The 21,118-nt window shown below is 61.1% G+C and carries 26 protein-coding genes; 11 read left to right on the top strand and 15 right to left on the bottom strand.

Going from position 1 to position 21,118, the window contains the following annotated elements:
* Nucleotides 1-28 precede the first annotated feature (28 nt).
* The 4 genes from KQ933_RS03495 to KQ933_RS03480 form a co-directional block, all read right to left on the bottom strand.
* A complete protein-coding gene (locus KQ933_RS03495) occupies nucleotides 29-406 on the bottom strand; it encodes a Na+/H+ antiporter subunit C (protein WP_216757411.1) in 378 nt (125 codons plus the stop codon).
* A complete protein-coding gene (locus tag KQ933_RS03490; protein WP_216757410.1) occupies nucleotides 406-825 on the bottom strand; it encodes a Na+/H+ antiporter subunit B in 420 nt (139 codons plus the stop codon). Before KQ933_RS03490 ends, KQ933_RS03495 begins: the two co-directional genes overlap by 1 nt.
* Before the next feature lie 265 nt (nucleotides 826-1,090).
* Nucleotides 1,091-3,451 (bottom strand): putative monovalent cation/H+ antiporter subunit A, encoded by a 2,361-nt coding sequence (locus KQ933_RS03485; protein ID WP_216757409.1) that lies wholly within the window; start codon nucleotides 3,449-3,451, stop codon nucleotides 1,091-1,093.
* 132 nt (nucleotides 3,452-3,583) lie between these two features.
* Complete coding sequence (locus KQ933_RS03480) at nucleotides 3,584-3,787, bottom strand: hypothetical protein (protein ID WP_216757408.1); 204 nt, start codon at nucleotides 3,785-3,787, stop codon at nucleotides 3,584-3,586.
* Nucleotides 3,788-4,091: 304 nt separating this feature from the next.
* On the opposite strand from KQ933_RS03480, the gene msrB reads away from it, so the two are divergent.
* Entirely contained in the window at nucleotides 4,092-4,505 is a 414-nt protein-coding gene (msrB, locus tag KQ933_RS03475) for a peptide-methionine (R)-S-oxide reductase MsrB (RefSeq protein ID WP_216757407.1), read from the top strand.
* Nucleotides 4,506-4,536: 31 nt separating this feature from the next.
* On the opposite strand, the gene KQ933_RS03470 is transcribed toward msrB, so the two are convergent.
* On the bottom strand, nucleotides 4,537-5,607 hold the full coding sequence (locus KQ933_RS03470; protein ID WP_216757406.1) for an FAD-binding oxidoreductase: 1,071 nt from the start codon (nucleotides 5,605-5,607) through the stop codon (nucleotides 4,537-4,539).
* Between the two features lie 77 nt (nucleotides 5,608-5,684).
* On the opposite strand from KQ933_RS03470, the gene KQ933_RS03465 reads away from it, so the two are divergent.
* On the top strand, nucleotides 5,685-6,224 hold the full coding sequence (locus tag KQ933_RS03465) for a GNAT family N-acetyltransferase (protein WP_216757405.1): 540 nt from the start codon (nucleotides 5,685-5,687) through the stop codon (nucleotides 6,222-6,224).
* Nucleotides 6,221-6,967, top strand: a complete 747-nt coding sequence (locus tag KQ933_RS03460) for a trans-aconitate 2-methyltransferase (RefSeq protein WP_216757404.1) — start codon at nucleotides 6,221-6,223, stop codon at nucleotides 6,965-6,967. The genes KQ933_RS03465 and KQ933_RS03460 overlap by 4 nt, the downstream gene beginning before the upstream one ends.
* 34 nt (nucleotides 6,968-7,001) lie before the next feature.
* On the opposite strand, the gene KQ933_RS03455 is transcribed toward KQ933_RS03460, so the two are convergent.
* The 5 genes from KQ933_RS03455 to KQ933_RS03435 all read right to left on the bottom strand — a co-directional run bounded on the left by KQ933_RS03455 (nucleotide 7,002) and on the right by KQ933_RS03435 (nucleotide 9,921).
* On the bottom strand, nucleotides 7,002-7,700 hold the full coding sequence (locus KQ933_RS03455) for a pentapeptide repeat-containing protein (protein WP_216757403.1): 699 nt from the start codon (nucleotides 7,698-7,700) through the stop codon (nucleotides 7,002-7,004).
* Nucleotides 7,701-7,804: 104 nt separating this feature from the next.
* Entirely contained in the window at nucleotides 7,805-8,314 is a 510-nt protein-coding gene (locus KQ933_RS03450) for a GNAT family N-acetyltransferase (protein ID WP_216757402.1), read from the bottom strand.
* Between the two features lie 74 nt (nucleotides 8,315-8,388).
* Nucleotides 8,389-9,057 (bottom strand): hemolysin III family protein, encoded by a 669-nt coding sequence (locus tag KQ933_RS03445; RefSeq protein ID WP_216757401.1) that lies wholly within the window; start codon nucleotides 9,055-9,057, stop codon nucleotides 8,389-8,391.
* Nucleotides 9,058-9,178: 121 nt separating this feature from the next.
* A complete protein-coding gene (locus KQ933_RS03440; protein ID WP_216757400.1) occupies nucleotides 9,179-9,499 on the bottom strand; it encodes a TraR/DksA family transcriptional regulator in 321 nt (106 codons plus the stop codon).
* Nucleotides 9,500-9,510: 11 nt separating this feature from the next.
* The gene (locus KQ933_RS03435; protein ID WP_216757399.1) at nucleotides 9,511-9,921 is read right to left on the bottom strand and encodes a universal stress protein; all 411 of its coding nucleotides are present in this window, start codon (nucleotides 9,919-9,921) and stop codon (nucleotides 9,511-9,513) included.
* Between the two features lie 197 nt (nucleotides 9,922-10,118).
* Between KQ933_RS03435 and KQ933_RS03430 the strand changes: the two genes are divergently transcribed.
* Entirely contained in the window at nucleotides 10,119-11,099 is a 981-nt protein-coding gene (locus KQ933_RS03430) for a VOC family protein (protein WP_216757398.1), read from the top strand.
* A gap of 63 nt (nucleotides 11,100-11,162) precedes the next feature.
* On the opposite strand, the gene KQ933_RS03425 is transcribed toward KQ933_RS03430, so the two are convergent.
* Nucleotides 11,163-11,567, bottom strand: coding sequence for an aldo/keto reductase (locus tag KQ933_RS03425; RefSeq protein ID WP_253958269.1), 405 nt, complete (start codon nucleotides 11,565-11,567; stop codon nucleotides 11,163-11,165).
* Here KQ933_RS03425 and KQ933_RS03420 point away from each other — a divergent pair, their 5' ends adjacent.
* The 4 genes from KQ933_RS03420 to KQ933_RS03405 all read left to right on the top strand — a co-directional run bounded on the left by KQ933_RS03420 (nucleotide 11,568) and on the right by KQ933_RS03405 (nucleotide 13,976).
* The gene (locus KQ933_RS03420) at nucleotides 11,568-11,723 is read left to right on the top strand and encodes a hypothetical protein (RefSeq protein WP_253958268.1); all 156 of its coding nucleotides are present in this window, start codon (nucleotides 11,568-11,570) and stop codon (nucleotides 11,721-11,723) included.
* Between the two features lie 95 nt (nucleotides 11,724-11,818).
* Nucleotides 11,819-12,277, top strand: coding sequence for a MarR family winged helix-turn-helix transcriptional regulator (locus tag KQ933_RS03415; RefSeq protein ID WP_216757397.1), 459 nt, complete (start codon nucleotides 11,819-11,821; stop codon nucleotides 12,275-12,277).
* 41 nt (nucleotides 12,278-12,318) lie between these two features.
* Entirely contained in the window at nucleotides 12,319-12,723 is a 405-nt protein-coding gene (locus KQ933_RS03410) for a DUF1398 domain-containing protein (protein ID WP_216757396.1), read from the top strand.
* Between the two features lie 86 nt (nucleotides 12,724-12,809).
* Nucleotides 12,810-13,976, top strand: coding sequence for an AI-2E family transporter (locus KQ933_RS03405; protein WP_216757395.1), 1,167 nt, complete (start codon nucleotides 12,810-12,812; stop codon nucleotides 13,974-13,976).
* A gap of 63 nt (nucleotides 13,977-14,039) precedes the next feature.
* On the opposite strand, the gene KQ933_RS03400 is transcribed toward KQ933_RS03405, so the two are convergent.
* Both KQ933_RS03400 and KQ933_RS03395 read right to left on the bottom strand, forming a co-directional pair.
* Nucleotides 14,040-14,819: a polysaccharide deacetylase family protein gene (locus KQ933_RS03400; protein WP_216757394.1), complete on the bottom strand. Its 780-nt coding sequence runs from the start codon at nucleotides 14,817-14,819 to the stop codon at nucleotides 14,040-14,042.
* Between the two features lie 150 nt (nucleotides 14,820-14,969).
* Nucleotides 14,970-15,362, bottom strand: a complete 393-nt coding sequence (locus tag KQ933_RS03395) for a DUF930 domain-containing protein (protein ID WP_216758818.1) — start codon at nucleotides 15,360-15,362, stop codon at nucleotides 14,970-14,972.
* A gap of 232 nt (nucleotides 15,363-15,594) precedes the next feature.
* Here KQ933_RS03395 and KQ933_RS03390 point away from each other — a divergent pair, with 232 nt between their 5' ends.
* Nucleotides 15,595-17,703, top strand: a complete 2,109-nt coding sequence (locus KQ933_RS03390; RefSeq protein WP_216757393.1) for a S9 family peptidase — start codon at nucleotides 15,595-15,597, stop codon at nucleotides 17,701-17,703.
* Nucleotides 17,704-17,754: 51 nt separating this feature from the next.
* Nucleotides 17,755-18,276, top strand: a complete 522-nt coding sequence (locus tag KQ933_RS03385; protein WP_216757392.1) for a DUF1697 domain-containing protein — start codon at nucleotides 17,755-17,757, stop codon at nucleotides 18,274-18,276.
* Here the strand turns inward: KQ933_RS03385 and KQ933_RS03380 are convergent.
* Both KQ933_RS03380 and KQ933_RS03375 read right to left on the bottom strand, forming a co-directional pair.
* A complete protein-coding gene (locus KQ933_RS03380) occupies nucleotides 18,273-19,178 on the bottom strand; it encodes an SDR family oxidoreductase (protein ID WP_216757391.1) in 906 nt (301 codons plus the stop codon). The genes KQ933_RS03385 and KQ933_RS03380 overlap by 4 nt on opposite strands.
* A gap of 88 nt (nucleotides 19,179-19,266) precedes the next feature.
* Nucleotides 19,267-19,947, bottom strand: a complete 681-nt coding sequence (locus KQ933_RS03375) for a TetR/AcrR family transcriptional regulator (RefSeq protein ID WP_216757390.1) — start codon at nucleotides 19,945-19,947, stop codon at nucleotides 19,267-19,269.
* Between the two features lie 220 nt (nucleotides 19,948-20,167).
* Here KQ933_RS03375 and KQ933_RS03370 point away from each other — a divergent pair, with 220 nt between their 5' ends.
* Nucleotides 20,168-21,115: a homocysteine S-methyltransferase family protein gene (locus tag KQ933_RS03370; RefSeq protein ID WP_216757389.1), complete on the top strand. Its 948-nt coding sequence runs from the start codon at nucleotides 20,168-20,170 to the stop codon at nucleotides 21,113-21,115.
* The last annotated feature ends 3 nt before the right edge of the window (nucleotides 21,116-21,118 follow it).

Below are 21,118 nucleotides of genomic sequence, written 5' to 3'. Positions count from 1 at the left end.
GTCGGGATGAGCATCCGCACAACCATCCTCAATATCCCAACGGCGGCAACGGCCGGTCTTCAGGTTCGGCATCATGCATGCGGGTCGTATCGTCAGTGCCGAGTTCCTGATAGGCGCGATAGGTCAGCACCAGCAGGAAAGCGAGGAAAGAAAATGAGATGACGATGGCGGTCAGGATCAATGCCTGCGGCAGCGGATTGGCGGCACCCGACGGCAGCATATCGACGCCAGCGGGAATGATCGGCGGGACCTCGCGGGTCAGCCTTCCTGCCGTGAAGATCAGGAGATTCACGGCATTGCCGAGAATGGCGATACCGAGCATGATGCGGATCGAGAAGCGCGACAGCATCAGATAGACGGCGGCCGAAAAAAACAGGCCGACGAGGATGGCAAAGAGCGCCTCCATCACTCCACCTCCCTTTCCTCCAGCGCCAGTGCAATCGAGGCGACGGCCCCGAGCACGACGAAATAGACGCCGAGATCAAAGAGCATGACGCTGGAGAGCGGCACTTCCACGCCGAAGATGGTGGGGTAGACCCAGAGGCCGGTCATGAAGGGCACGGCAAAGAAAATGGAGAGCATGCCGGCGCAGCAGGAGAGCAGCAGGCCGAAGCCGGCAATCGCCAGCGGATGAAAGCGGATCGCCCGGCGTACCGCCTGCACACCGAATGCAATGCCGTAAATCGCGAGCGCAGAAGCAGCAATCAGCCCGCCGATGAAACCGCCGCCCGGCTCGTTATGGCCACGCAGCAGGATGAAGACGGAAAAGAGCAGCATCAGCGCAGTGATGAAGGGTGCGACCGTGCGGAAGATGAGGGTATTCATGGGGCGTCTCCGCGAAGAGGCTGAGAAAGCCAAGGACGACTACCAACCTCCCTCATTCCTGTGCTTGTCACAGGAATCCAGCCACGACGCGTCTGCGTCGTGAATGACTCATTTGCAGCAAACCAAAGAGTCTCTCCGGCCGAAGGACTTGGGCAGGCTGGATTCCTGTGACAAGCACAGGAATGAGGGGAAACGGTAACGTCGCGCGATACCTCGAACACTGCATTCGCTGCGAGGACGGAAACAGATTCCAAAGAGACCCTTCTCATGCCTCCTCCGCATCCGGATCGTTCGTCGCCAGCCTGCGCTCTGCATTGCCGCGGATGCGGATGAGCGCAAGGATCGCCAATCCCGTCACCGCGACGACGGCGATTTCGCCGAGCGTATCCGTGCCGCGGAAATCGACGATGATGACGTTCACGACATTGGCGCCGTGGGCGATCAGCTTCGAATGGGCGTTGAAGAAATCGCTGAGTGCCGTGTTGAACGGTGCTTCCGTGGCGCGCATCAACAACAGCGCCAGGCCGAGGCCGCAGGCGAGCGAAAGGGCGATATCGAAGAGACGGCGGGCGCCCTGGCGCGGATCGGTCGGCGACAGGCGCAGCCGGGTCATGACGAGGGCGAGGATGACGACCGCGAGCGTTTCGACCATGAACTGGGTGAAGGCGAGGTCCGGCGCGCCGAAAAGCAGAAAGATCAGCGCAACCGCAAAGCCCTGAATGCCGAGCGAGACGATCGCCGTCAGCCGGTCTCGGGCGATCAGGACGGCAAGAAGGCCGAGCACCGCGATGAGCATGATGCCTGCCTCATGCGGGCGCAGGCCGGCGGGCCAGGCAAAGGCCAGCGGCAATTCGCCATGGAGGATAACCGGCACGAGGAGGATCGCCGCGACGCAAACGAAGGTGGAGGCGACATAGATATCCAGTCGCCCCGGCTGAACGATGCCGATGAAGCGATGGGCAAAACGGACCAACCCGGCGATGACATGGTCGAAGCCGCGATCCGGACCCCGGACGGAATGCAGAAGAAACGCCACAAGTGTACGAGCGCGGTCGAGCTGCCAGTAGACGGCGATGCCGAGCACCACCGTCAGCACGGACAGGGCCAGCGGCACGCCGACATGCGGCGCGAGCGTGATAGAAATGATGGTGGTTGCCTCGCCCGCAACGGCAGAAGCCATGGGCGAGGATATCGCGCCATGCGTGAAGCCGGAAAAGAGTGCAGCAAGCAGTCCTGCGAGCGCGAGGACTGCCGGGCCGAGCCAGAGCAGGACCGGCGCCTCGTGCGGATATTTCGGCGTTTCAACCGGCCGGCCGGTAAAGGGCCTCAGCGCCACGGCAAAGGCGATCGCAAACATCAGTGCATTGCCGAAAACCGCGATGGCCGTGAACAGGATGGAATAGGGATCGCCGGCAGCCAGTGCCGTATAGATTTCCTCCTTGGCGAGGAAGCCGAAAAAGGGCGGCAAGCCGGCCATGGAAAGGGCGGCGGCCATGGCGATCGCAAAGGTCAGCGGCATGGCCTTTCGCAGGCCCCGAAGCCGCGTGATGTTGCGCGTGCCGGTCTCATGGTCGATGATGCCGGCGACCATGAAGAGCGCGCCCTTGAAGAGCGAATGCGCCACCAGATAGAGCACCGCTGCCTTGATGGAATAGTCAGACCCGAAACCGGTGAGCAGCACCAGCAGGCCGAGGGAAGAGACGGTCGTATAGGCGAGCTTCAGCTTCAGATCCGTCTGGCGGATTGCAAGCACCGAGCCGGTGACGAGCGTCAGGCCGCCGAAGACGGGCAGCAGGATCTCCCATGCCGGCGTCGCACCCATGACCGGGTTCAGCCGCATCAGCAGATAGACGCCGGCCTTCACCATGGTGGCGGAATGCAGGTAGGCGGAAACCGGCGTGGGCGCCTCCATGGCATTCGGCAGCCAGAAATGAAAAGGAAACTGCGCCGATTTGGTGAAGGCGCCGCCAAGCACCAACAGCAATGTCGCGAAATAGAGAGGGCTGCCCCTGACGACATCGCCAAACTGCATGAGCTCGGACAGCTGCGCGACACCAGTCATTCCCCAGAGCAGGAGCAGGCCGGCGAGCAGTATCAATCCTCCGCCCCCGGTGACGACGAGCGCCTGCAAAGCTGCACGCCGTGCGGCCTCGCGCTCGTGATCGAAGCCGATGAGCAGGAAGGAGGTGATGGAGGTGAGCTCCCAGAAGATGAAGAACATCAGGAAGCTGTCGGAGACCACGACGCCGAGCATCGCGCCCATGAAAAGGAAGATGAAGGAAAAGAACCGGCCCTGATTCGCATGCCCTCTCAAGTATCCGCCAGCATAGAGCACGATGAGCGTGCCGATGCCGGTAATGAGCAGGGCGAAGGTGAGCGACAAACCGTCCAGGAACCAGGAAAACCGCACGCCCAAGCCCGGCACCCAGTCATAACCGCCGGTTATGATTTCGCCGTAAGCGATCTGCGGCACCAGACGCAGGAAATGCAGGAAGGCGAGCAAAGGAGCGAGGGCGAGCATCCAGGCGCCGCCTGCGCCTAAAACGCGGATGACGAACGGGGCAGCGAGAGCACCGATCAGCGGCAGACACAGGGCCAGAAATGTCAGAGCCGTAACATCGGCCATGTCCCCTCCCCGCGGTACGGATGAACGCCGGCAAAATAGCCTTTTCCAAGGCTTAGGTGAATCGGCTGATGGCCTCAAGCAATTTCGGCCACCCGCAGTGGGTGCCGAAGGCTATTTTCACAGGCTTGACGTTCAGGAAAGGCGTGCGGCGAGACGGGAAACGGAACCATGCAGGAGGAAGAAGGTAAGCGGCAGCGGCCAGAAAAGGCAGGCGATCAGCCCTGCAATGCGGTGTATGGTCCAGCGATCATGGTTGACCCAGCCTTCCAGCAGGGTCACACCCAAGGCGATCGCGGCGATTGCGCCGTATAGAACCAGAATCAAAGAATGAAACACCTGATGTCCCCGAAAAGCGCACTATTAAGCTTAGTGGCACACTAAAAATAAAGCACGGGTGATTCGTCGTCTTCCCCCAAATTGACTACAGCGCCGCGCGTCTTTTCGGACGCGCAAAGGACGCTGTAGCACCTTAAACTGCCGCATAATTTTATCCTTAAATCGATTCCGATTTAAGGAATCATGCCGTAGGCGATGAGACGGCAGGTTTTGATCCCAGACCGGATCCCGGACTTGATCATTCGTGCTCCGCGCCCCACATTTGCGCACGAAAAGAGATTGCCCCCGGCGAAAGGAGCACTCCATGGCCGAAACGACCACTAGCCCAAAAGTTCACAAAACCGATGCCGAATGGAAGGAACTGCTGACCCCCGAGCAGTACCGCATCACCCGTCAGCACGGCACCGAACGCGCCTTTACCGGTCCCTATTGGGATTCCTTCGAGACCGGTCTCTACCGCTGCGTCAGCTGCAATGCGCCGCTCTTCCGTTCCGATACCAAGTTCGATGCCGGGTGCGGCTGGCCGAGCTATTTCGAACCGGTTTCGCCTGACGCCGTGACCGAACACCGCGACAGCACCTATGGCATGGTGCGCACGGAAATCCGCTGCGGCACCTGCGAAGCCCATCTCGGCCACGTCTTCCCGGACGGGCCGCCGCCGACCGGTCTGCGCTACTGCATCAACGGGCATGCGATGATTTTCGAGCCCGGCAAGTAAAGGAAAGCGGACCTCACCGGGTCCGCTTTTTTCATATCAGGCCAGCAGCGGGGATGAGCGGTGACCGCTGCCCCTCCAGCACGTGCTCGGCAGCGAAACGCCCCAGCAATGGCGCGAGGATGACGCCGGGATGGCCGACAGCAACGTAGGCGCCTTCGATCCCCGGCAGGAAGCCGAGCCGCGGCATTCCGTCGGAAAAGAAGGGCCGATAACCGGCGGCGGCTTCGACGAGCGTCACGCCTTCCGGCAGCGTCAGGCGCTCGTGCATCACTTTCAGGATGCGTTCGCCCACCCTCTCCGGCGCATTCTCCGCGGTATCGTCGATATAGCCCTTGGCGACATGCAGCATGTTGTCCGCCGACTGGCGGATCTCCAGGCCAGGGCCGCGCAGGATGCGGTTCACGACGGGCTGGGTGCAGCTGTAACGCAGGATGATCGAAGGCGAGGCTTCGACGCCGGTATGGAAGCCGGCGCTTTCTGCCAGCCTGTCAACGGCGGTTCCGGCCGTCAGGACCACGAGATCGGCTTCGACCATGCCGCCATCGACGAAGCGGACACCGGACACTCTGTCACCCGAAAGGATGAGGCTTTCGACCCTGCGACCGAACGTGGCAGTCGCACCGGAAGCGTCGATCAAGTCGCCCGCCAGTCCTGCAGGATCGAGTGCGAGATCACGAGCCGAGAAGATGGCGCGGGGCGGAGGCTGGCGCAGATTGGGCTCGCATGCGGCAATCGTCGCGGCATCGACCAGTTCGACATCCGTGCCTGCGGCGCGATGGGCGGCAGCGAAGGCCTCCGTCTCGGCGGCGCTTTGGAGCCAGAAGAGCGAACCGGGACGCGCAGCGGCAAAAGCCTCCGGCAGGTCGGCTTGCAAACGGGCATATTCGGCGAGCGCTTCCTGCACGAGGCTGTAATTTGCAGCTTCCGGCATGACGTTGATGATGTTCACCCAGCCGAAAGCGCGCGCCGTCACGCCACTGCCCGCTTTCGGACCCTCTTCCACCATATGAACGCCGGCTCCGCGCCCGGCGAAATGCAAGGCGAGCGAGGCTCCAACAATGCCGGCTCCGACGATGATGACGCGTGTCTTTGCAGATGCCATGGCGGAACTCCTCGTATAAAGCGGATTGCAGAGGTGCGCGCGGCTTAGGCGTGCCGCATGACAGAAGGATGAAAACGATGGCCGACGTGCGGGAAATCCTGCGCAGCGACAGGTTAATATTGCGGGAAATCACCGTTGCGGACATGCCGACGCTCGAACGCATCTTCGCCGATCCGCTGTGCATGCGGTACTATCCCTCCACGAAGGACGCTGCTGCAACACGCGATTTCTTCGACAGGCTCGCCTTCGGAAGCTACGAGAAGAACGGCTTCGGCCTCTGGGCGCTGATCGACCGTGAGAGCGGCGACATGCTCGGCGACTGCGGGATTACGCTGCAAGACACATCTCGCGGCATGGAGCCGGAACTCGGCTACCATCTCTGGCGGGATTATTGGGGCAAGGGTTATGCCACCGAGGCCGCGACTGCCTGTCGCGACCATGTCTTCTCGGTCATGGGTCTGTCGCGCCTCGTCAGCATCGTCAGCCTGGAAAATCTTCCTTCGCAAAAGGTCGCCGGGCGGGTGCACCAGCGACGGGAGGTCTTCAGCAAGCAGAACGCGGCCGGCGAGACGGTGGAGCGCTATCTCTATATCAGTGACAGAAAGCCAGATGCATGAGCAAGATTTCCGACGATCCCCTCTACCGCGACCCTTCGCTGGCGCAGTTCTACGATGCCGCCAATCGCTGGGGGCCGGATTTCGATTTCTGCATGAGGCTGGCGGAAGGCGCGCAGTCCGCGCTCGACCTCGGCTGCGGCACCGGCGAGCTGACCGCCGCGCTTGCTGCGACGCGCATCGTCACCGGCGTCGATCCGGCTGTGGCGATGCTCGATATCGGCAGGGCGCGGCCGGGTGGCGATAAGGTGGAATGGGTCGAGGGTGACGCCCGCACCGTCCGCCTCGGGAAGAGATACGATCTCATCGTGCTGACGGGTCATGCCTTTCAGGTCTTCCTGACGGAAGAAGACCAGCGTGCCGCCCTTGCGACAATCGCCGTGCATCTCAACCCTGCCGGCCGGTTCGTGTTCGATACGCGAAATCCCGGTTTCCAGAGGGAGCGCAATGTACGCCACAGCAGCGTGCGTCAGCTCGAACATCAGGAGCTTGGTGTGATCGAGGCCTCGGGCGAGTCGCATTACGACGAGGCGACCGGCGTTCTTTCCTACGAGAACGGCTACCGCGTTCTTGCAACGGGCGAACGTTTCGCCGGCCGCTCGAAAATCCTGTATACTCCGCGCGACAAGCTCTCGGGTTTGATGCGCGATGCCGGACTAACCGTCGATGCGTGGTACGGCGATTGGGAAGGCAACCCCTTCCATGCGCAGTCGCACGAAATCATTCCGGTCGGGCGACTTGCCTGAACAGGAAAGGCTCTGTTTCAAGCAATTCCGGAGTTCAATTCTGCTCCTGCGGGCAGGGCCAACTGGAAGGGATGGAAAGCCCCGAAGGCAGTTTGGTGGAGGAATCGCCGCAGGCAAGGTCGATCTGCGCCTGCTGCAGGCCGGTGGCGGCGGACAGATCCAGCCCCTCGATGCGGGTCAGAAACATGAAGGCGCGGTCGAAACTGATCGGCCCTTCATAGCGCGCGCCCGTCAGATCGGCGCGTGAGAGATTGGCGAGCGCGAAGCTGACACCTGTCAGAACGGCCTTGTCGAAATTGGCGCGGCCAAGCTCGGCCTTCTCGAAATTTGCCTTTGTGAGTTGCGCGCCAGTGAAATCGGCCCGCTGCAATTCCGCGCCGGCAAAGCTTGCGCCATCGGCGATGGCCCCGGCAAAAGTCGATCGATAGGCCTCGATCTTGCCGAAGTTTGCGCCCTGAACGCTTGCTCCGGCCAGCGAGGCACGCACGAGGGTCGCTTTTTCCGCATTGGCGGATTTGAGGTTGGCGCCGCCGAGATCGGTCAGCGAGAAATCCGTGCCGGCGAGATTGGCGCCCTGGAGGTCGCTGCCCTGAAGCATCAGGTTCTTCTTGTTGCACTCCTGCCAGTCGAGCTCCGGCGAAGCCGTGCTGCTGCAACTGGCAGCCACCGCCGGCAGCGAATAGGCCGCCATGGCCAGGAAAGCCGAAAGACCGAGCACCGAGCGTCCAAACATCCACCTCTCCTCCGCGAGTCGCGCCACCAGAGATTCCTACAAGGCGCAGACTACGATAAAAATATGGTTAGTCCTCGCCGGCAATCAATCTGGAGAAGGCCTCATCAGGCCTTCGGGACGCGCAATTCCATGCAGGTCAGATCGAGCCAGCGGCCGAACTTGATGCCGACCTCGGAAAAGGTGCCGGCGATGCGAAAGCCGAGCTTCTCGTGCAGCTTGATGGAGGCAGCATTTTCAGACTCTATACCGGCGATCATGACGTGGACATTGGCAGCACTCGCGCGCTCGATCAGCGCGCGCATCAGCTTTTCACCGATGCCGGCACCGCGGCAATCCTTGTCGACATAGACGGAATGCTCGACCGTGTGGCGGTAGCCGTCGAAGGCGCGCCAGTCGCCATAGGAGGCATAACCCGCGACCTTGCCGTCCGTCTCGGCGACGATGACCGGAAAGCCCCTGCCCTTGCGGGTCTTGAACCATTCCAGGCGGTTGTCGAGATCGACGAGCGTTTCGTTCCAGATCGCCGTCGTGTGCTCGACGGCGTGATTGTAGATATCCCTGACAACAGGAAGATCGGCTTCGGTGGCGTCCCGGATGAGAACGGTATCGGTCATTTGGCAGGCCTGGTTCGGAATAGTCTTGATTTTTCGGGCATACGCCGGGCGCGGGCCGATGTAAACGCCAGATATCACAAGGTGGGGACGGACAGGCTGAAGCAGGTCAGCACGGCCGAATAGTGCACGGCGGCAGCGGCCACCACGAAGCCGTGCCAAATGGCATTCTGGAAGCGCAACCTCTCCCAGACATGGAAGATGACGCCCAGCGAATAGATGATACCGCCGATGACGATCAGCAGCATTGAGGCATAGGGAATGCGCGAGGCGACGGGTCCCGCCACCAATATGCCGCTCCAGCCCATGGCGAGATAGAGCAGGATTGCCAGCCGGTCGTATTTGCCCGGAAAGACGCATTTGACGAAGATGCCGAAGGCGGCGATCAGCCAGATGAGGACCAGCATACCCCACAAAAGCGGATCGTCGGCGCCACGCTCCAGAAAGGGTGTGTAGGTGGCGGCGATCAGGATGAAGATCGCCGAGTGGTCAAACCGGCGCAGATACCATTTGGTGCGAGAAACCGGCCAGATATTATAGGAAAAGGAAATGGCAAGCGTCAGCACGAGCCCGACGCCGTAGATCCAAGCGGCGACGACCGCGCCGGCGGGGCTCCAGACGGTGGCGTAGAAGATCAGCACGGTGGCGCCGATCAGGGCAAAGAACAGGCCGACGCCGTGAACGATGCCGTCGGCGATCAGTTCATACCTGTCGTACGCCCAACGAATGCCGTTGATTTCGCCCATATACGAACCCTTACCCAGCGGAAGGGATCGTCGCATCGAATTGGCAAAGGCGCAACCGGACGCCTGGTGGCGTCAGGTTAAATCTTTGTGACGAGCCATGCCCGATTTTGATGACCCAGCCTCACATGTCTGCCGCGCAATCCTCGCAAAGCGGCGTCTGCGGCAGGACCGCAAGGCGGGCTTCGGAGATCTGTGCCCCGCAGCGGGCGCACGTACCATAGGTGCCCCTGGCGAGGCGTTCGAGGGCGGCGTCGATGGCGCGAAGCTCGTCCTCGCCGGCCTGGCCGAGACCTTCCAGCACCTCGTCATTCTCGTTTTCGGTAGCGCGGTCCTCATCATCGGCGGGCTTGGTGCGACTGAGGTCCGCGTCGATCTTGCGCAGGCGCGCTGTCAGTTCGTGCCAGCGGTCGCGCAGGATCTTTTCCTGAGATTTCATATCCATGGCTTAATGTCCTATCGATCCACCAGCACCGAGCACTTGGCGTGTCGCACCACGCGATCGGCGGTGGCACCGATGAAATAATTGTAGATATCTGGAATGTGCGAGGCAATCATGACGAGATCGGCGTCATGGCTTTCCGCCGCGGCAATAATGCTGTTGGCGGGCGGGCCGTTGCGGACTTCGACGGTGGCCGGAATGCCGGTCTTGGCGACGAGTTCATTCAGCCGGTCGCGGCCTTCCTTCATGGCATCTTCTACGATGTTTCCCGGAAGCTCGACGGCGACGTAGGTGGGAATATCCTCAATGACATTGAGGAGGACGATCTCACCGCCATTGTCGAGCAGCTTTGCCGCCTTGCGGAAAATCTTCTCGCCTTTTTCGATGCCGCCGATTTCAACTGGAACGATGATCTTCTTGTACATGTGATCCTCCTTGAGGTGTTGATCTTCGTCATCAACCTCCTCCCTGGATAGATAAAGCGCATTGACTGATATCAAGTGGACGCGAGCTATCGTCAACGTCTGCAGAACGCTTCATCGTCAAAAACGAGCCTTCTGTGAACAATGGGAATGCGCCATATAGGGGTCAAGTACAGCAGCCGAGGGGAGCTTACAGGCGAATGGACCGGCGAAAATTCCTCGCGCTCGCTACGGGCGGCACACTTGCCGCCACCGCCGGTACGCCTTTCAATTCCTTGGCCAATTCCAGGGCCAATTCCAGGGCAGGAGACCACCCCATGACGTCATCAGAACGATCCTATGCGCTGACGCGCCCTGCCTATATTGACCAGTCGCATCTGGTGGTGAAAGACCTGGTCGCGGTCTCCGGTTTCTATCAGAAGATGCTCGGCCTTTCGGTGCTCGAAAGGACCGCAAGCGGCGAAGTCCTTGGCGTCGCCGGCCTGCCGCTTCTGACGCTGACGACCGACCGGGATGCGCGCGAAGCGCCCCGCAACGCCGCCGGCTTGTTTCACACCGCCTTCCTCATGCCCAACCGCACCGAGCTGGCGCGCTGGCTGCGCCATGCCGCGCATAATAATGTCGTGCTCGACGGCGCATCCGACCATCTGGTCAGCGAGGCGATCTATCTCTCCGATCCCGAAGGCAACGGCATCGAAATCTATGCCGACCGGCCGCACGAGAGCTGGAAATTCCACCAGGATGGCATGGTGGAAATGGCGACGCTGCGGCTCGACCTCCAGGCGCTCTATAACAGCGCGCCTGATGATGCCTGGGGCGGCATGGTTGACGGCACCGCCATCGGCCACATCCATTTGCAGGTCGGTGACATTCCGCAGGCAGACGTCTTCTACCGCGACGTGCTCGGCCTGAAGCTGATGGCGCGTTATCCGGGTGCGAGCTTCTTTGCGAGCGGCGGCTACCACCACCATCTCGGCGCCAATATCTGGAACAGCCGCGGCGCCGGCACGCGCGTCGACAACATGACCGGGCTTTCCGACTACACGATTCGGTTCAACGATCAGGAAACGCTCGGCAAGGCCGTCGCAAAGCTCGACGAGCTGGAGATCAAGAGCGAGAAGCGCAACGGCGGCTTCTTCCTTAGAGATCCGTGGGGTATCGGGCTTACGCTGTCGGCCTGAAGCAGACAAATGGCGTCGTTTCGGGCGCCATTTTCATTTGCAGACCTTGGCGTCTTCCATCCCTCAACGACGCGGCTCGATTGTCACTTCGCCGAACATGACGCCGCGCGTCAGCGGTATGGCGAGGAAATCGTCCGGGAAGCCGAGAACGATGGCGCTTGCTTCGGCGAGGCGGGCGCGATGCTCATCCGACAGCACGACGTCGAGCGCACCAAGATTGTCTTCGAGCTGGGCCATCGTCTTGACGCCCATGATCGGCGAGGTGACCGCAGGATGGGTCAACGTCCAGGCAAGCGCCACCTGCGCCGGCCTCCCGCCGATTTCAGCGGCAATCTCTTTGACCACGTCGGCAATACCGAGATTGCGCTCCGTCAGCGAACCATTGCCGGCGGCGACATTCTTGCGAGTGCCGATAGCGCTTGCCGTGCCGGCGCTGATATCGAGGTCAGCTATCTCTTCGATTATCATGTGTCGGACCATCTCACCGCCGGCCGGCTGGTCAGCATGCTCGGCGACTGGACGCCGCCCTTCCCCGGCTTCCACCTCTATTATCCGAGCCGGCGCCAGATGCCGTGGCCGCTGCGCGCCTTCGTGGATTTCATCGGGCGACAGCGATCTATCTGAACGCCAGCTCACGTCCTCCAGTAGGCGCCGCCGGGAAAATAGTTGACTAGGAAACAATATAGAAGTAGTTTCCTAGTCAACAAAATGGAGGCAACATGCGGCATCCACCAATCTCTGAGCTCACCTCGCATCTCGGTTATTGGATGCGGATGGTTTCCAACCAGGTGTCGCTGGCATTCGCAAAAAAGCTGGAGGCCAAGGATGTCACAGTTGCCGAATGGGTCGTGATGCGCGAACTCTACGATGTCGAGGCGCTTGCACCGAGCCGGCTAGCGGAGCGCATGGGCATGACACGGGGCGCGATCAGCAAGCTCGCCGACCGGCTGATCGACAAGGCATTGATCGCGCGCAATGCCAGCCCCGATGACGGCCGGGCACAGTCACTGGCGCTGACTGCGGAAGGCCGGCGGCTGGTGCCGGAACTGGCCGCCCTCGCAGACACCAATGATGCGGAATATTTCGGCCATCTGCAGCCTGATGAAAGACAGATGATCGAAGACATGCTGAGGGCCATCGCCGAACGGCGGGACATACGCACCATACCGGTCGAATAGATCGTCAACACCACAGTCAAACGTTGAAAAGGAGCGCGCAGATGGATGCGCAACAGAGAACCATTGCCGAAGAATGTACTGCCGCGTCCGAAAAGGACCGCATGAGCTTTCCCCAGGTGCTCGGCGCACTCGCCGGCGCCGGCTTCGAGGGATATTTCGCCGATCTGCGCCGGACGGTGAAAATCTATTACCTGCCTGACGGCGAGAGCATCGAGGTTGCGACCGGCGGGGAAACCCCGCCCGTTGCCGAAGCCTTCGATTCCGCCGCTGTTGGCGGGGCCGTGCGGTGGGCGCAGGCAGCAGAAGCCGACTATTGCTACAAGGGTTTCTGCGAGAGGATCATGGCCGCCGGCTGCATGGGCTATCTCGTCTCGCTTCCCGGCCGCCGCGCCGTCTATTTCGGCCGCACCGGGGAGATGCATGTGGAGCATTTTCCGAACCGATAGCTCGCCCCGCCCCCCCCCCCGCGGAACCGGCAGCAGCCCTTGCGCGTTGATTGCCGAAGCAATGGGGCTTCGGGGACAGAGCGCACATGGATATCGCTGACGGCATCAAAAAACAGGCTGACAGGATCCGTCTTGGCGAGCGCCATACGAGCGCATGGGTACGAACGCTTCGGGAGGAGGCGGAGGAACTTCCGCCGGCTCCGGTCCGCCGCGTCGAGAAGGATGGGCTCGATGTCAGCATGGCATGGGCCATTATCGGCATCTTCGGCATCCTGGGGCTTGCTGCCGTCTATCTGATGTCGCTGATCCTGATCCCCATCACGCTCGCAGTGGTCGTCGGCATGATCCTCGGAATGGCAGCGGAAAGGCTTTCGAAGATGGGCGTGCCACGGCTTGCCAATGCGTCGATCCTTTCCATTAGCGTCGCGCTCATCGTCTTCCTGCTCATCAATTCGCTTGCTGGACCTCTGGCGACGCTCGCCAACGAGGCGCCCGACTTCATCGACCGCATCATCCAGCGTATGATGCCCTACCTGGAGCGGATCGAATGGCTTCACATCACACCCGCGACCTTCCAGAGCGGCCCGATGTCCATCGATGCGCTACTCGAAAACACCGGCAACGTGCTGCATGTGGTGACGACGAACCTGACGCCCGCTTTGGTGCAGGGACTTATCTTCTTTGTGGCACTGCTGTTTTTCCTTGCGAGCCGGGTGAGCCTGCGTAAGACGATCATCATGACCTTTCGCGAGCGCGCCCAACGGCTGGCAGCCATCCGCGTCATCAATGGTGTGGAACAGGCACTCGGCTTCTATTTCGCCACGGCCTCGCTGATCTACGTGGCGCTCGGTGTCGTGATGACGATCATCGCCTATTTTGGCGGGCTGCCTTCACCTGTTCTCTGGGGCTTCTTCGCCTTCCTGTCGAGCTTCATTCCCTATCTCGGCATCACCATGATGACCTTCGCAGTGGCCGTTGCCGGCATCATCGCTCATGATGGTATCGTCATCGGCCTTATCCCCGCTGCGGCCTTTTTCACCGTACATCTCGTGATGGAGAACCTGATCTTCCCCGCGGTCATGGGCCGGCGACTGGAGATCAATCCCTTCATCGTTTTCCTGGCGATCATCTTCTGGACATGGATGTGGGGGGCGGTCGGCGCGATGCTGGCGCTGCCGCTCTCGCTGATCGTCATGACCATCATCGATGAACTGCTGATCGAGGAAAGACCGCAACCGCAACTGCCGAAGTGACCGCCAGCGACGATAGAAGATTGACTGATGCGGACTGGAGACGAACTGAGGTAAGCTTCAGCCCTACTCCGTCGTCTTGTCGTCGCCGGTATCGGCGACATCCTGCAGGCGGACGAACTCCGTACCCTTGGCCTTGAGGTCGACGAGCGCCCTGGCGACACCCTCGCCTGCCGCATGGGTCGGCTGGTTGATGTGGGAGATGACGACGTCGCCATCCCTAGCCGAGGAAATTCGCTTTTCCGTCACTGCAGCGCCGAGCAGCGAGCCGCCGTCGCCATTCACGGAATAGCCGGCGATGCGATAACCCATGGCGCGGATCTGGCCGATGGCAGAGAGATCATATTTGGCGGTCGAACCGCGGAACCAGTGGGGCGCCGGAATGCCCGAAGCGAGCATGGCGGCAGCACCGCCTTCGACTTCCTGCCTGACGGCATCGGGCGAACCGGCGGATGGGATGCCATAGACAAGCACCGGCTTGTCGATCGCCGGAATGTGCTTTTCGCCGTGGTTTTCCAGCTCGAAGAGATCGGGATTCCGAAGGAAGACGGCAACGGCCTTCGGATTGCGCTTCAGCCAGCGGGCGGTGACGAAGATCGTCGCGGGGATGCGCTCATCGACGAGCGTCGAGAGAATACGCTCATCGGCATCGCCCATGCAGGCGTCAAAGGTCAGCGCGACGCGGGCATGGCCTGCGATGTTCGAGCGAGCGATGTGCAGATGCGGCTCGACCAGTTTGAGACCCGCGGCCGCGGGCGGATGGGCAGGCACGGCGGGCGGAACTTCCGCGGCAAATGCCGACGAGGCGGCAAGCAGCAGTGCAGAGCCAAGAAGAAGATGGTTCATGAACAATCAGATTCGGTTGATATTTCAATTGATATTAAAGCAAAGACTTAAAGCGGGCCATGTGGCCTGATGCCGCCCGGCGAAGCCCGGCTGGCGTCTCAATCTACGCGCATTCCTGTGCCTGTCACAGAAGTACGAAAGGGCAAAAGCTCAATCGTAGAGGTAATATTTGGTCCACTTATCCTTCGGCACCTTGTCCCCGATCTTGTACTTCAGGTCGCGCACATTGATGTGCTGCGGCCCGGTGATGCAGGTGTAGGACAGATGGTACCAATCACCCTTGCTGCGGAAGACGGCGCCCGGCGCTTCGAGCCGGTCGTCGCTCGGGATCGGGTCCTTGAATGTGTAGGCGATGACCTTGTCCGGCCGAAAACCTGTGCCGTCCTTGTTGATGCGGCTCATGGCTTCGGTATCGCAGCTCTGCTCGAGGCGAGTGGCCGGATCCAGTTTTTCGAGCTGCTTCTTGATGGCGCGATCGACTGCAAGGGCGGACGAGGCGGCAAGGCCAGCAAACGACATAAACAGGACCAGATGTTTCGGCATTGCGGAGAAACCTTTACTGTCATGCATTCTTCATACCGCCTGCGGCAGCCTGCCGTGGCCTGACGCGAGTGTAAGTTTCGCGTAGAGCTAGCGGACATTCTTAAACAATGTGGTGACATCAAGGCATCGTGCCGGCCATTTTGTCTCAATAAGGTTCACCGGCTGACGCTTGATCCTGACCTGCAGCACCTCTATCTCTTGCCCACCGATACCGCCCTTTACGGAGCTTTCCTTGACCGCTTTCAAGAACCTGCCGACCCCGCCCGCCGCTGAAAAAAGACCCATATCCGATACGCGGCACGGCATAACGCGCACCGACGATTATGCCTGGCTACGGGCCGACAACTGGCAGGCCATGTTCAAGGATCCCTCCATCCTCGACCCGGATATCCGTGCCCATCTGGAAGCTGAAAACGGCTACATGAACGCGGCGATGGAAGACACCAAGCCGCTGCAGAAGACGCTGTTTGCCGAGATGCGCGGACGCATCAAGGAAGACGACAGCTCCGTGCCGACGAAGGACGGAGCCTATGCCTATGGCACGTCCTACGTGACAGGCGGCGAGCAGCCGCGCTATTTCCGCATCCCGCGCGATGGCGACGTGAAGGACGAGACGATCCGCGCCATCCTGCTCGACGGCGACAAGGAAGCCGCCGGCAAGGCTTATTTTCGCCTTGCCGGACTCGACCATTGCACCGACCACAGCCGCGGCATCTGGGGCTATGACGACAAGGGTTCGGAATTCTTCACGCTGAGGGTTCGCGATCTTTCGACCCTCGAAGACCTGTCCGACGTGATCGAGAATACCGGTGGCGGCGGGGTTTGGGCGCCCGATGGGAAGAGCTTCTTCTATTCGGCGCTCGACGAGAACCACCGCCCGTCGAAGGTTTTCCACCATGTCATCGGCACGCCGCAGAGCGAAGACCGCCTGGTTTACGAGGAAGAGGATGCCGGCTTCTTCATGGGCGTCGGTGGTTCGCTGCTCGACGACTTCATCTATATCGACATCCACGACCACGAGACCAGCGAATATCGACTGCTCTCGACCAAGGATCTGACGGCCGAGCCGAAGCTGGTCGCCGTGCGCGAGGAAGGCATCGAATATTCGCTGACGGAAGGCGGTGACGTCTTCTACATCCTCACCAACGACGGCGGCGCCAAGGATTTCAAGATCATGGAAACGCCGGTTGACAAGCCGGGCAAGGAAAACTGGCGCGAGGTCGTGCCGCACAAGCCGGGCACGCTCATCATCAGCCATATGGCCTATGCCCGCCACCTGCTGTGGCTGGAGCGCAAGGACGGCCTGCCGCAGATCATGATCCGTGATCGCCGCACCGGCGAGGAACATGCGATCGCCTTCGACGAGGAAGCCTATTCGCTCGGCCTTTCGGGTGCCGCGGAATATGACACCGACGTCATCCGCTTCTCCTATTCCTCGATGACGACGCCCTCGCAGCTCTACGACTACAACATGGTCACGCGCGAGCGCACGCTCTTGAAGACTCAAGAAGTGCCCTCGGGCCACGATCCTGACGACTATGTCACCCGCCGCGTCTTCGCGCCGGCATGGGATGGCGAAAAGGTGCCGGTCACCCTGCTCTATCGCAAAGACACACCGCTCGACGGCACGGCACCCTGCCTGCTTTACGGATACGGCGCCTATGGCATCACCATTCCGGCCGGCTTCAACACCAACTGCCTGTCACTCGCCGATCGCGGCTTCGTCTATGCCATTGCCCATATCCGCGGCGGCAAGGACAAGGGCTTTGCCTGGTACGAAGACGGCAAGATGGACAAGAAGACCAACACATTCAAGGACTTCATCGCTGCCGCTGACTATCTGAAGCAGGAGAAGTTCACGTCTTACGCGAACATTATCGCCGAGGGCGGATCGGCCGGCGGCATGCTGATGGGTGCGGTCGCCAACATGGCGCCGGAGAAATTCGCCGGCATCATCGCCGCCGTTCCCTTCGTCGACGTCTTGAACACCATGCTCGACGACACGCTGCCTCTCACTCCGCCGGAATGGCCGGAATGGGGCAACCCGATCGAAAGCCGCGAAGAATACGAACAGATCGCCGCGTATTCGCCCTATGACAATGTCGGCGCTAAGCCCTATCCGCCGATCCTGGCGCTCGGCGGCCTGACGGATCCGCGCGTCACCTATTGGGAGCCAGCCAAGTGGGTCGCGAAGCTGCGTGAGAAGACGACAGGCGTGGCGCCCATTCTGCTCAAGACCAATATGGACGCCGGCCACGGCGGCGCCTCCGGCCGCTTCCAGCGATTGGAAGAGATCGCGTTCGAATATGCGTTTGCGATCAAGGTGGCAGGCAAGATGTGAGGATTGGATGTGGCGCGCGGCGTGCGCGCCACATCATCAGGGGAGAGAGAAATGGCCGTCTATATCGCCCTGCTTCGCGCCGTGAATGTGGGCGGCACAGGCTCCCTGCCGATGACCGAATTGAAGGCGCTCTGTGAAGAGCTCGGCTTTGCCGATGTGAGGACATACATCCAGAGCGGCAATGTGCTGTTTCGCTCGGATGAGGCCGAAAAGGCGGTCGAGGAGAAGCTCGACGCGGCTCTCGGGAAAAAGATGGGCAGGCGGCCGGGCGTGATGGTACGCGGCCGCAAGGAGATCGACGGCATCGTCGCCAAGGCGCCCTTCCCCGAGGCCAAGCCCAATTTTCTGCTGGTCTATTTCCTGCCGGAGGCAGCCGCCTCCGATGCGCTTGACAAGATGGTGGCACCGGATGGTGAAGAAGCGAAGCTTGCCGGGCGCGAGATCTATGTGCACTATCCCATCGGCTCCGGCCGCTCGAAGCTGAAGCTGCCGGCGCTGAAGCCCGGGACCTCCCGCAACCTCAACACCGTGCGCAAGCTCGCCGACATGGCGGCTGAGATGGAAAACAACTAAGGCTGCCCGCTGCCGCCTGCTGCACCATAGATCTGACCGGTGGCATAGCTCGCATCGGCAGCGGCAAGTTGCACATAGATCGAGGCGAGTTCGGCCGGCTGGCCGGGCCGTCCGAGCGGCGTATTGCCGCCGAACTTGACCAGTTTTTCCTGCGTCTGGCCGCCGCTCACCTGCAGTGGCGTCCAGATCGGGCCGGGCGCGACACCGTTCACACGGATGCCTTTCGGCCCCAGCTGCTTGGCCATCGATTTGGTGAAATTCATCATCGCCGCCTTGGTCATGGCGTAGTCGACCAGATTGGCCGAGGGGTCATAGGCCTGTTCCGACGTCGTCTGGATGATCGCCGATCCTTCGCGCAAGTGAGGCAAAGCCGCTTTTGTCAGCCAGAACATCGCATAGATATTGGTCTTCATCGTTGCATCGAAATCTTCGCTGGAGATATCGGCAAGCGACTGACGCTGCTGTTGGCGTCCGGCATTGTTGACGAGAATATCAAGTCCACCGAGCTGACGCACGGCTTCGGCGACGATCTTCCGGCAATAGTCTTCATCCCTGAGATCGCCGGGAAGTGCGACGCCGATACGCCCTTCCTTTTTAATCAGCTCGATCACCTCCCGGGCATCGGGCTCCTCATCCGGAAGATAGCTGATTGCTACATCGGCCCCTTCGCGGGCATAGGCAATTGCCGCGGCGCGACCCATGCCCGAATCGCCGCCGGTGATCAGCGCCTTGCGACCCTTGAGACGGCCACTGCCCCGATAACTCGTCTCGCCATGGTCAGGCCTCGGCTCCATGTCGCGGGCCAGCCCCGGAAAGGGCTGAGTCTGCGACGGAAAGGGCGGCTTTGGAAATTTGCCACGCGGATCGTTGAAGGTCTTATCGTTGGTGACGGGGTTGTCCATTGCGTGCTCTCCCTTCGGTTTGCGCTGCCGAACATAACAGCGCAGGCACCTATCGGTTCCCTGCCGAGAGAGATATGGCACCGCCTGCCTACAGCTGCTCGCTGTCGCCGGCTGTGCCATAGATCCGGTCGCGCCTGACGGCTACGAGGGGCGACTCGATGGCCGGCAGGAACAGCATCTTGACGAAGGTGCGCAGCATCAGCACCTGTTCGGAAAGCGTGTTCGGCTCCTTCAGCGTCTTGGAGAGAACGATGCCGCCTTCCAGCACCGAGGAAACCATGTCGGCAAGCTGGTCGACATCGACGGGCTCGCGCGGCGTATAGACCTCCATGATTTCACGGAACATGCGGCCGAAGCGGCGGCGCCAGGCGAGCACGGCGTTGCGGTTGGTCTCCTGGATCTCGCGGTCGAAGAGCCGCTCGTAATAGCAGACGGTCGCCACGAGGCAGCCGGGATGGCCGTTCGGCAGGTCGGCCAGCAGTTCGGAGAGCAGTTTCAGGCCCAGCAGGAAGGACTGCAGCGGATCGTCCATCAGATCGCGCGCACGGCTGAAGATCTCATCATAGATGCGTTCGTCGTTTTCGATGTAGCGGTTGAGCAGCGCTTTTGCGAGCTCGTTCTTGTCCTTGAAGTGGTAGAAGAACCCGCTTTTGGTGATGCCGGTTTCGACGATCAGTTCCTCGATGGAGGTGCCGCCGAAGCCCTTCTGCAAGACCGCTGCTTCCGCCACATCAAGGATGCGATTCCGTGTTTCCTGGCCCTTTCGCATATGCCCCCTCCTGTACCCACGGTACAGTTTTCAGTGCAACAGGATCGGACCTGCTTGCGCGCCCGGCAGCAGCGGCCCGTGCAAGGGATTGATTTCAATCCGCAAAATTCGAAACGCTCTGCAGTATACCGCAAGTCGCTTAGTTTGGCAGCCGAATAAGCGTCAGAACATCACCATCGATGGCAGTCATCTCAGGCGCCACGATTGGAGAGGCATCACAATGGCAAAGTACAGGCATGAGCTACCGCAGATAAATGGCGGCATCTTCATTAGCGATGGCGGCATGGAAACCACGATGATCTTCCATGAAGGCATTGATCTTCCACATTTCGCCTCCTTCGTATTGCTGGCTTCCGAAGACGGCCGTGAGCGCACGAAGAATTACTATCGCCGCTATCTGGATATTGCCCGCAGGCACGGCACGGGCTTCGTGCTCGACACCGCCACATGGCGCGCCAATCCCGACTGGGGTCGGAAGCTCGGCTACACGACCGAAGCCCTGCAGGCGGCAAACCAGCAGGCGGTCGACCTGCTCATCGGTTTGCGCAGCACCTACGAGCGGCCGGAACAGCCCATCGTCATCAGCGGCGCCATCGGTCCGCGTGGCGACGGCTACAAGGCGGGCACAATGAGTGCGGACGAGGCGGAGGATTACCACGCCTTCCAGATCGGCACTTTCGCCGGCACTGAGGCGGACATGGTCGCCGCCTTCACGCTGACCAATGTCGACGAGGCGATCGGCATCGCGCGTGCGGCCAAGGCGCTCGGCATGCCTTGCGCCATCTCCTTCACGCTGGAGACGGATGGCAGGCTGATGACCGGCCGCAGCATTCAGGATGCGATCGAGACAACGGACGCGGCGACGGGCGGGTCTGCGGCCTATTACATGATCAACTGCGCGCACCCGACGCATTTCGAAGCCGCGCTTGATCACGGCAGCGCCTGGGTGAAGCGTATTGCGGGTATCCGCGCCAATGCCTCGACCATGAGCCACGAGCAGCTCGATAACAGCGACACGCTGGATGCCGGCGATCCTGATGATCTCGGCCGGCGCTATCGCAGCCTGCTTCGCCGCATGCCGCAGATACGCGTGCTCGGCGGCTGCTGCGGCACCGACCACCGGCATGTCGCAGCGATCTGCGAGGCATGCCTGCCCCAGGCGGCGTAAGGG

This window comes from Rhizobium sp. WYJ-E13 (genome assembly GCF_018987265.1).
Classification (GTDB): Bacteria; Pseudomonadota; Alphaproteobacteria; order Rhizobiales; family Rhizobiaceae; genus Rhizobium.
The sequence above is the reverse complement of the archived record's forward strand: the minus strand, read 5'-3'. Positions and strand labels throughout refer to the sequence as shown.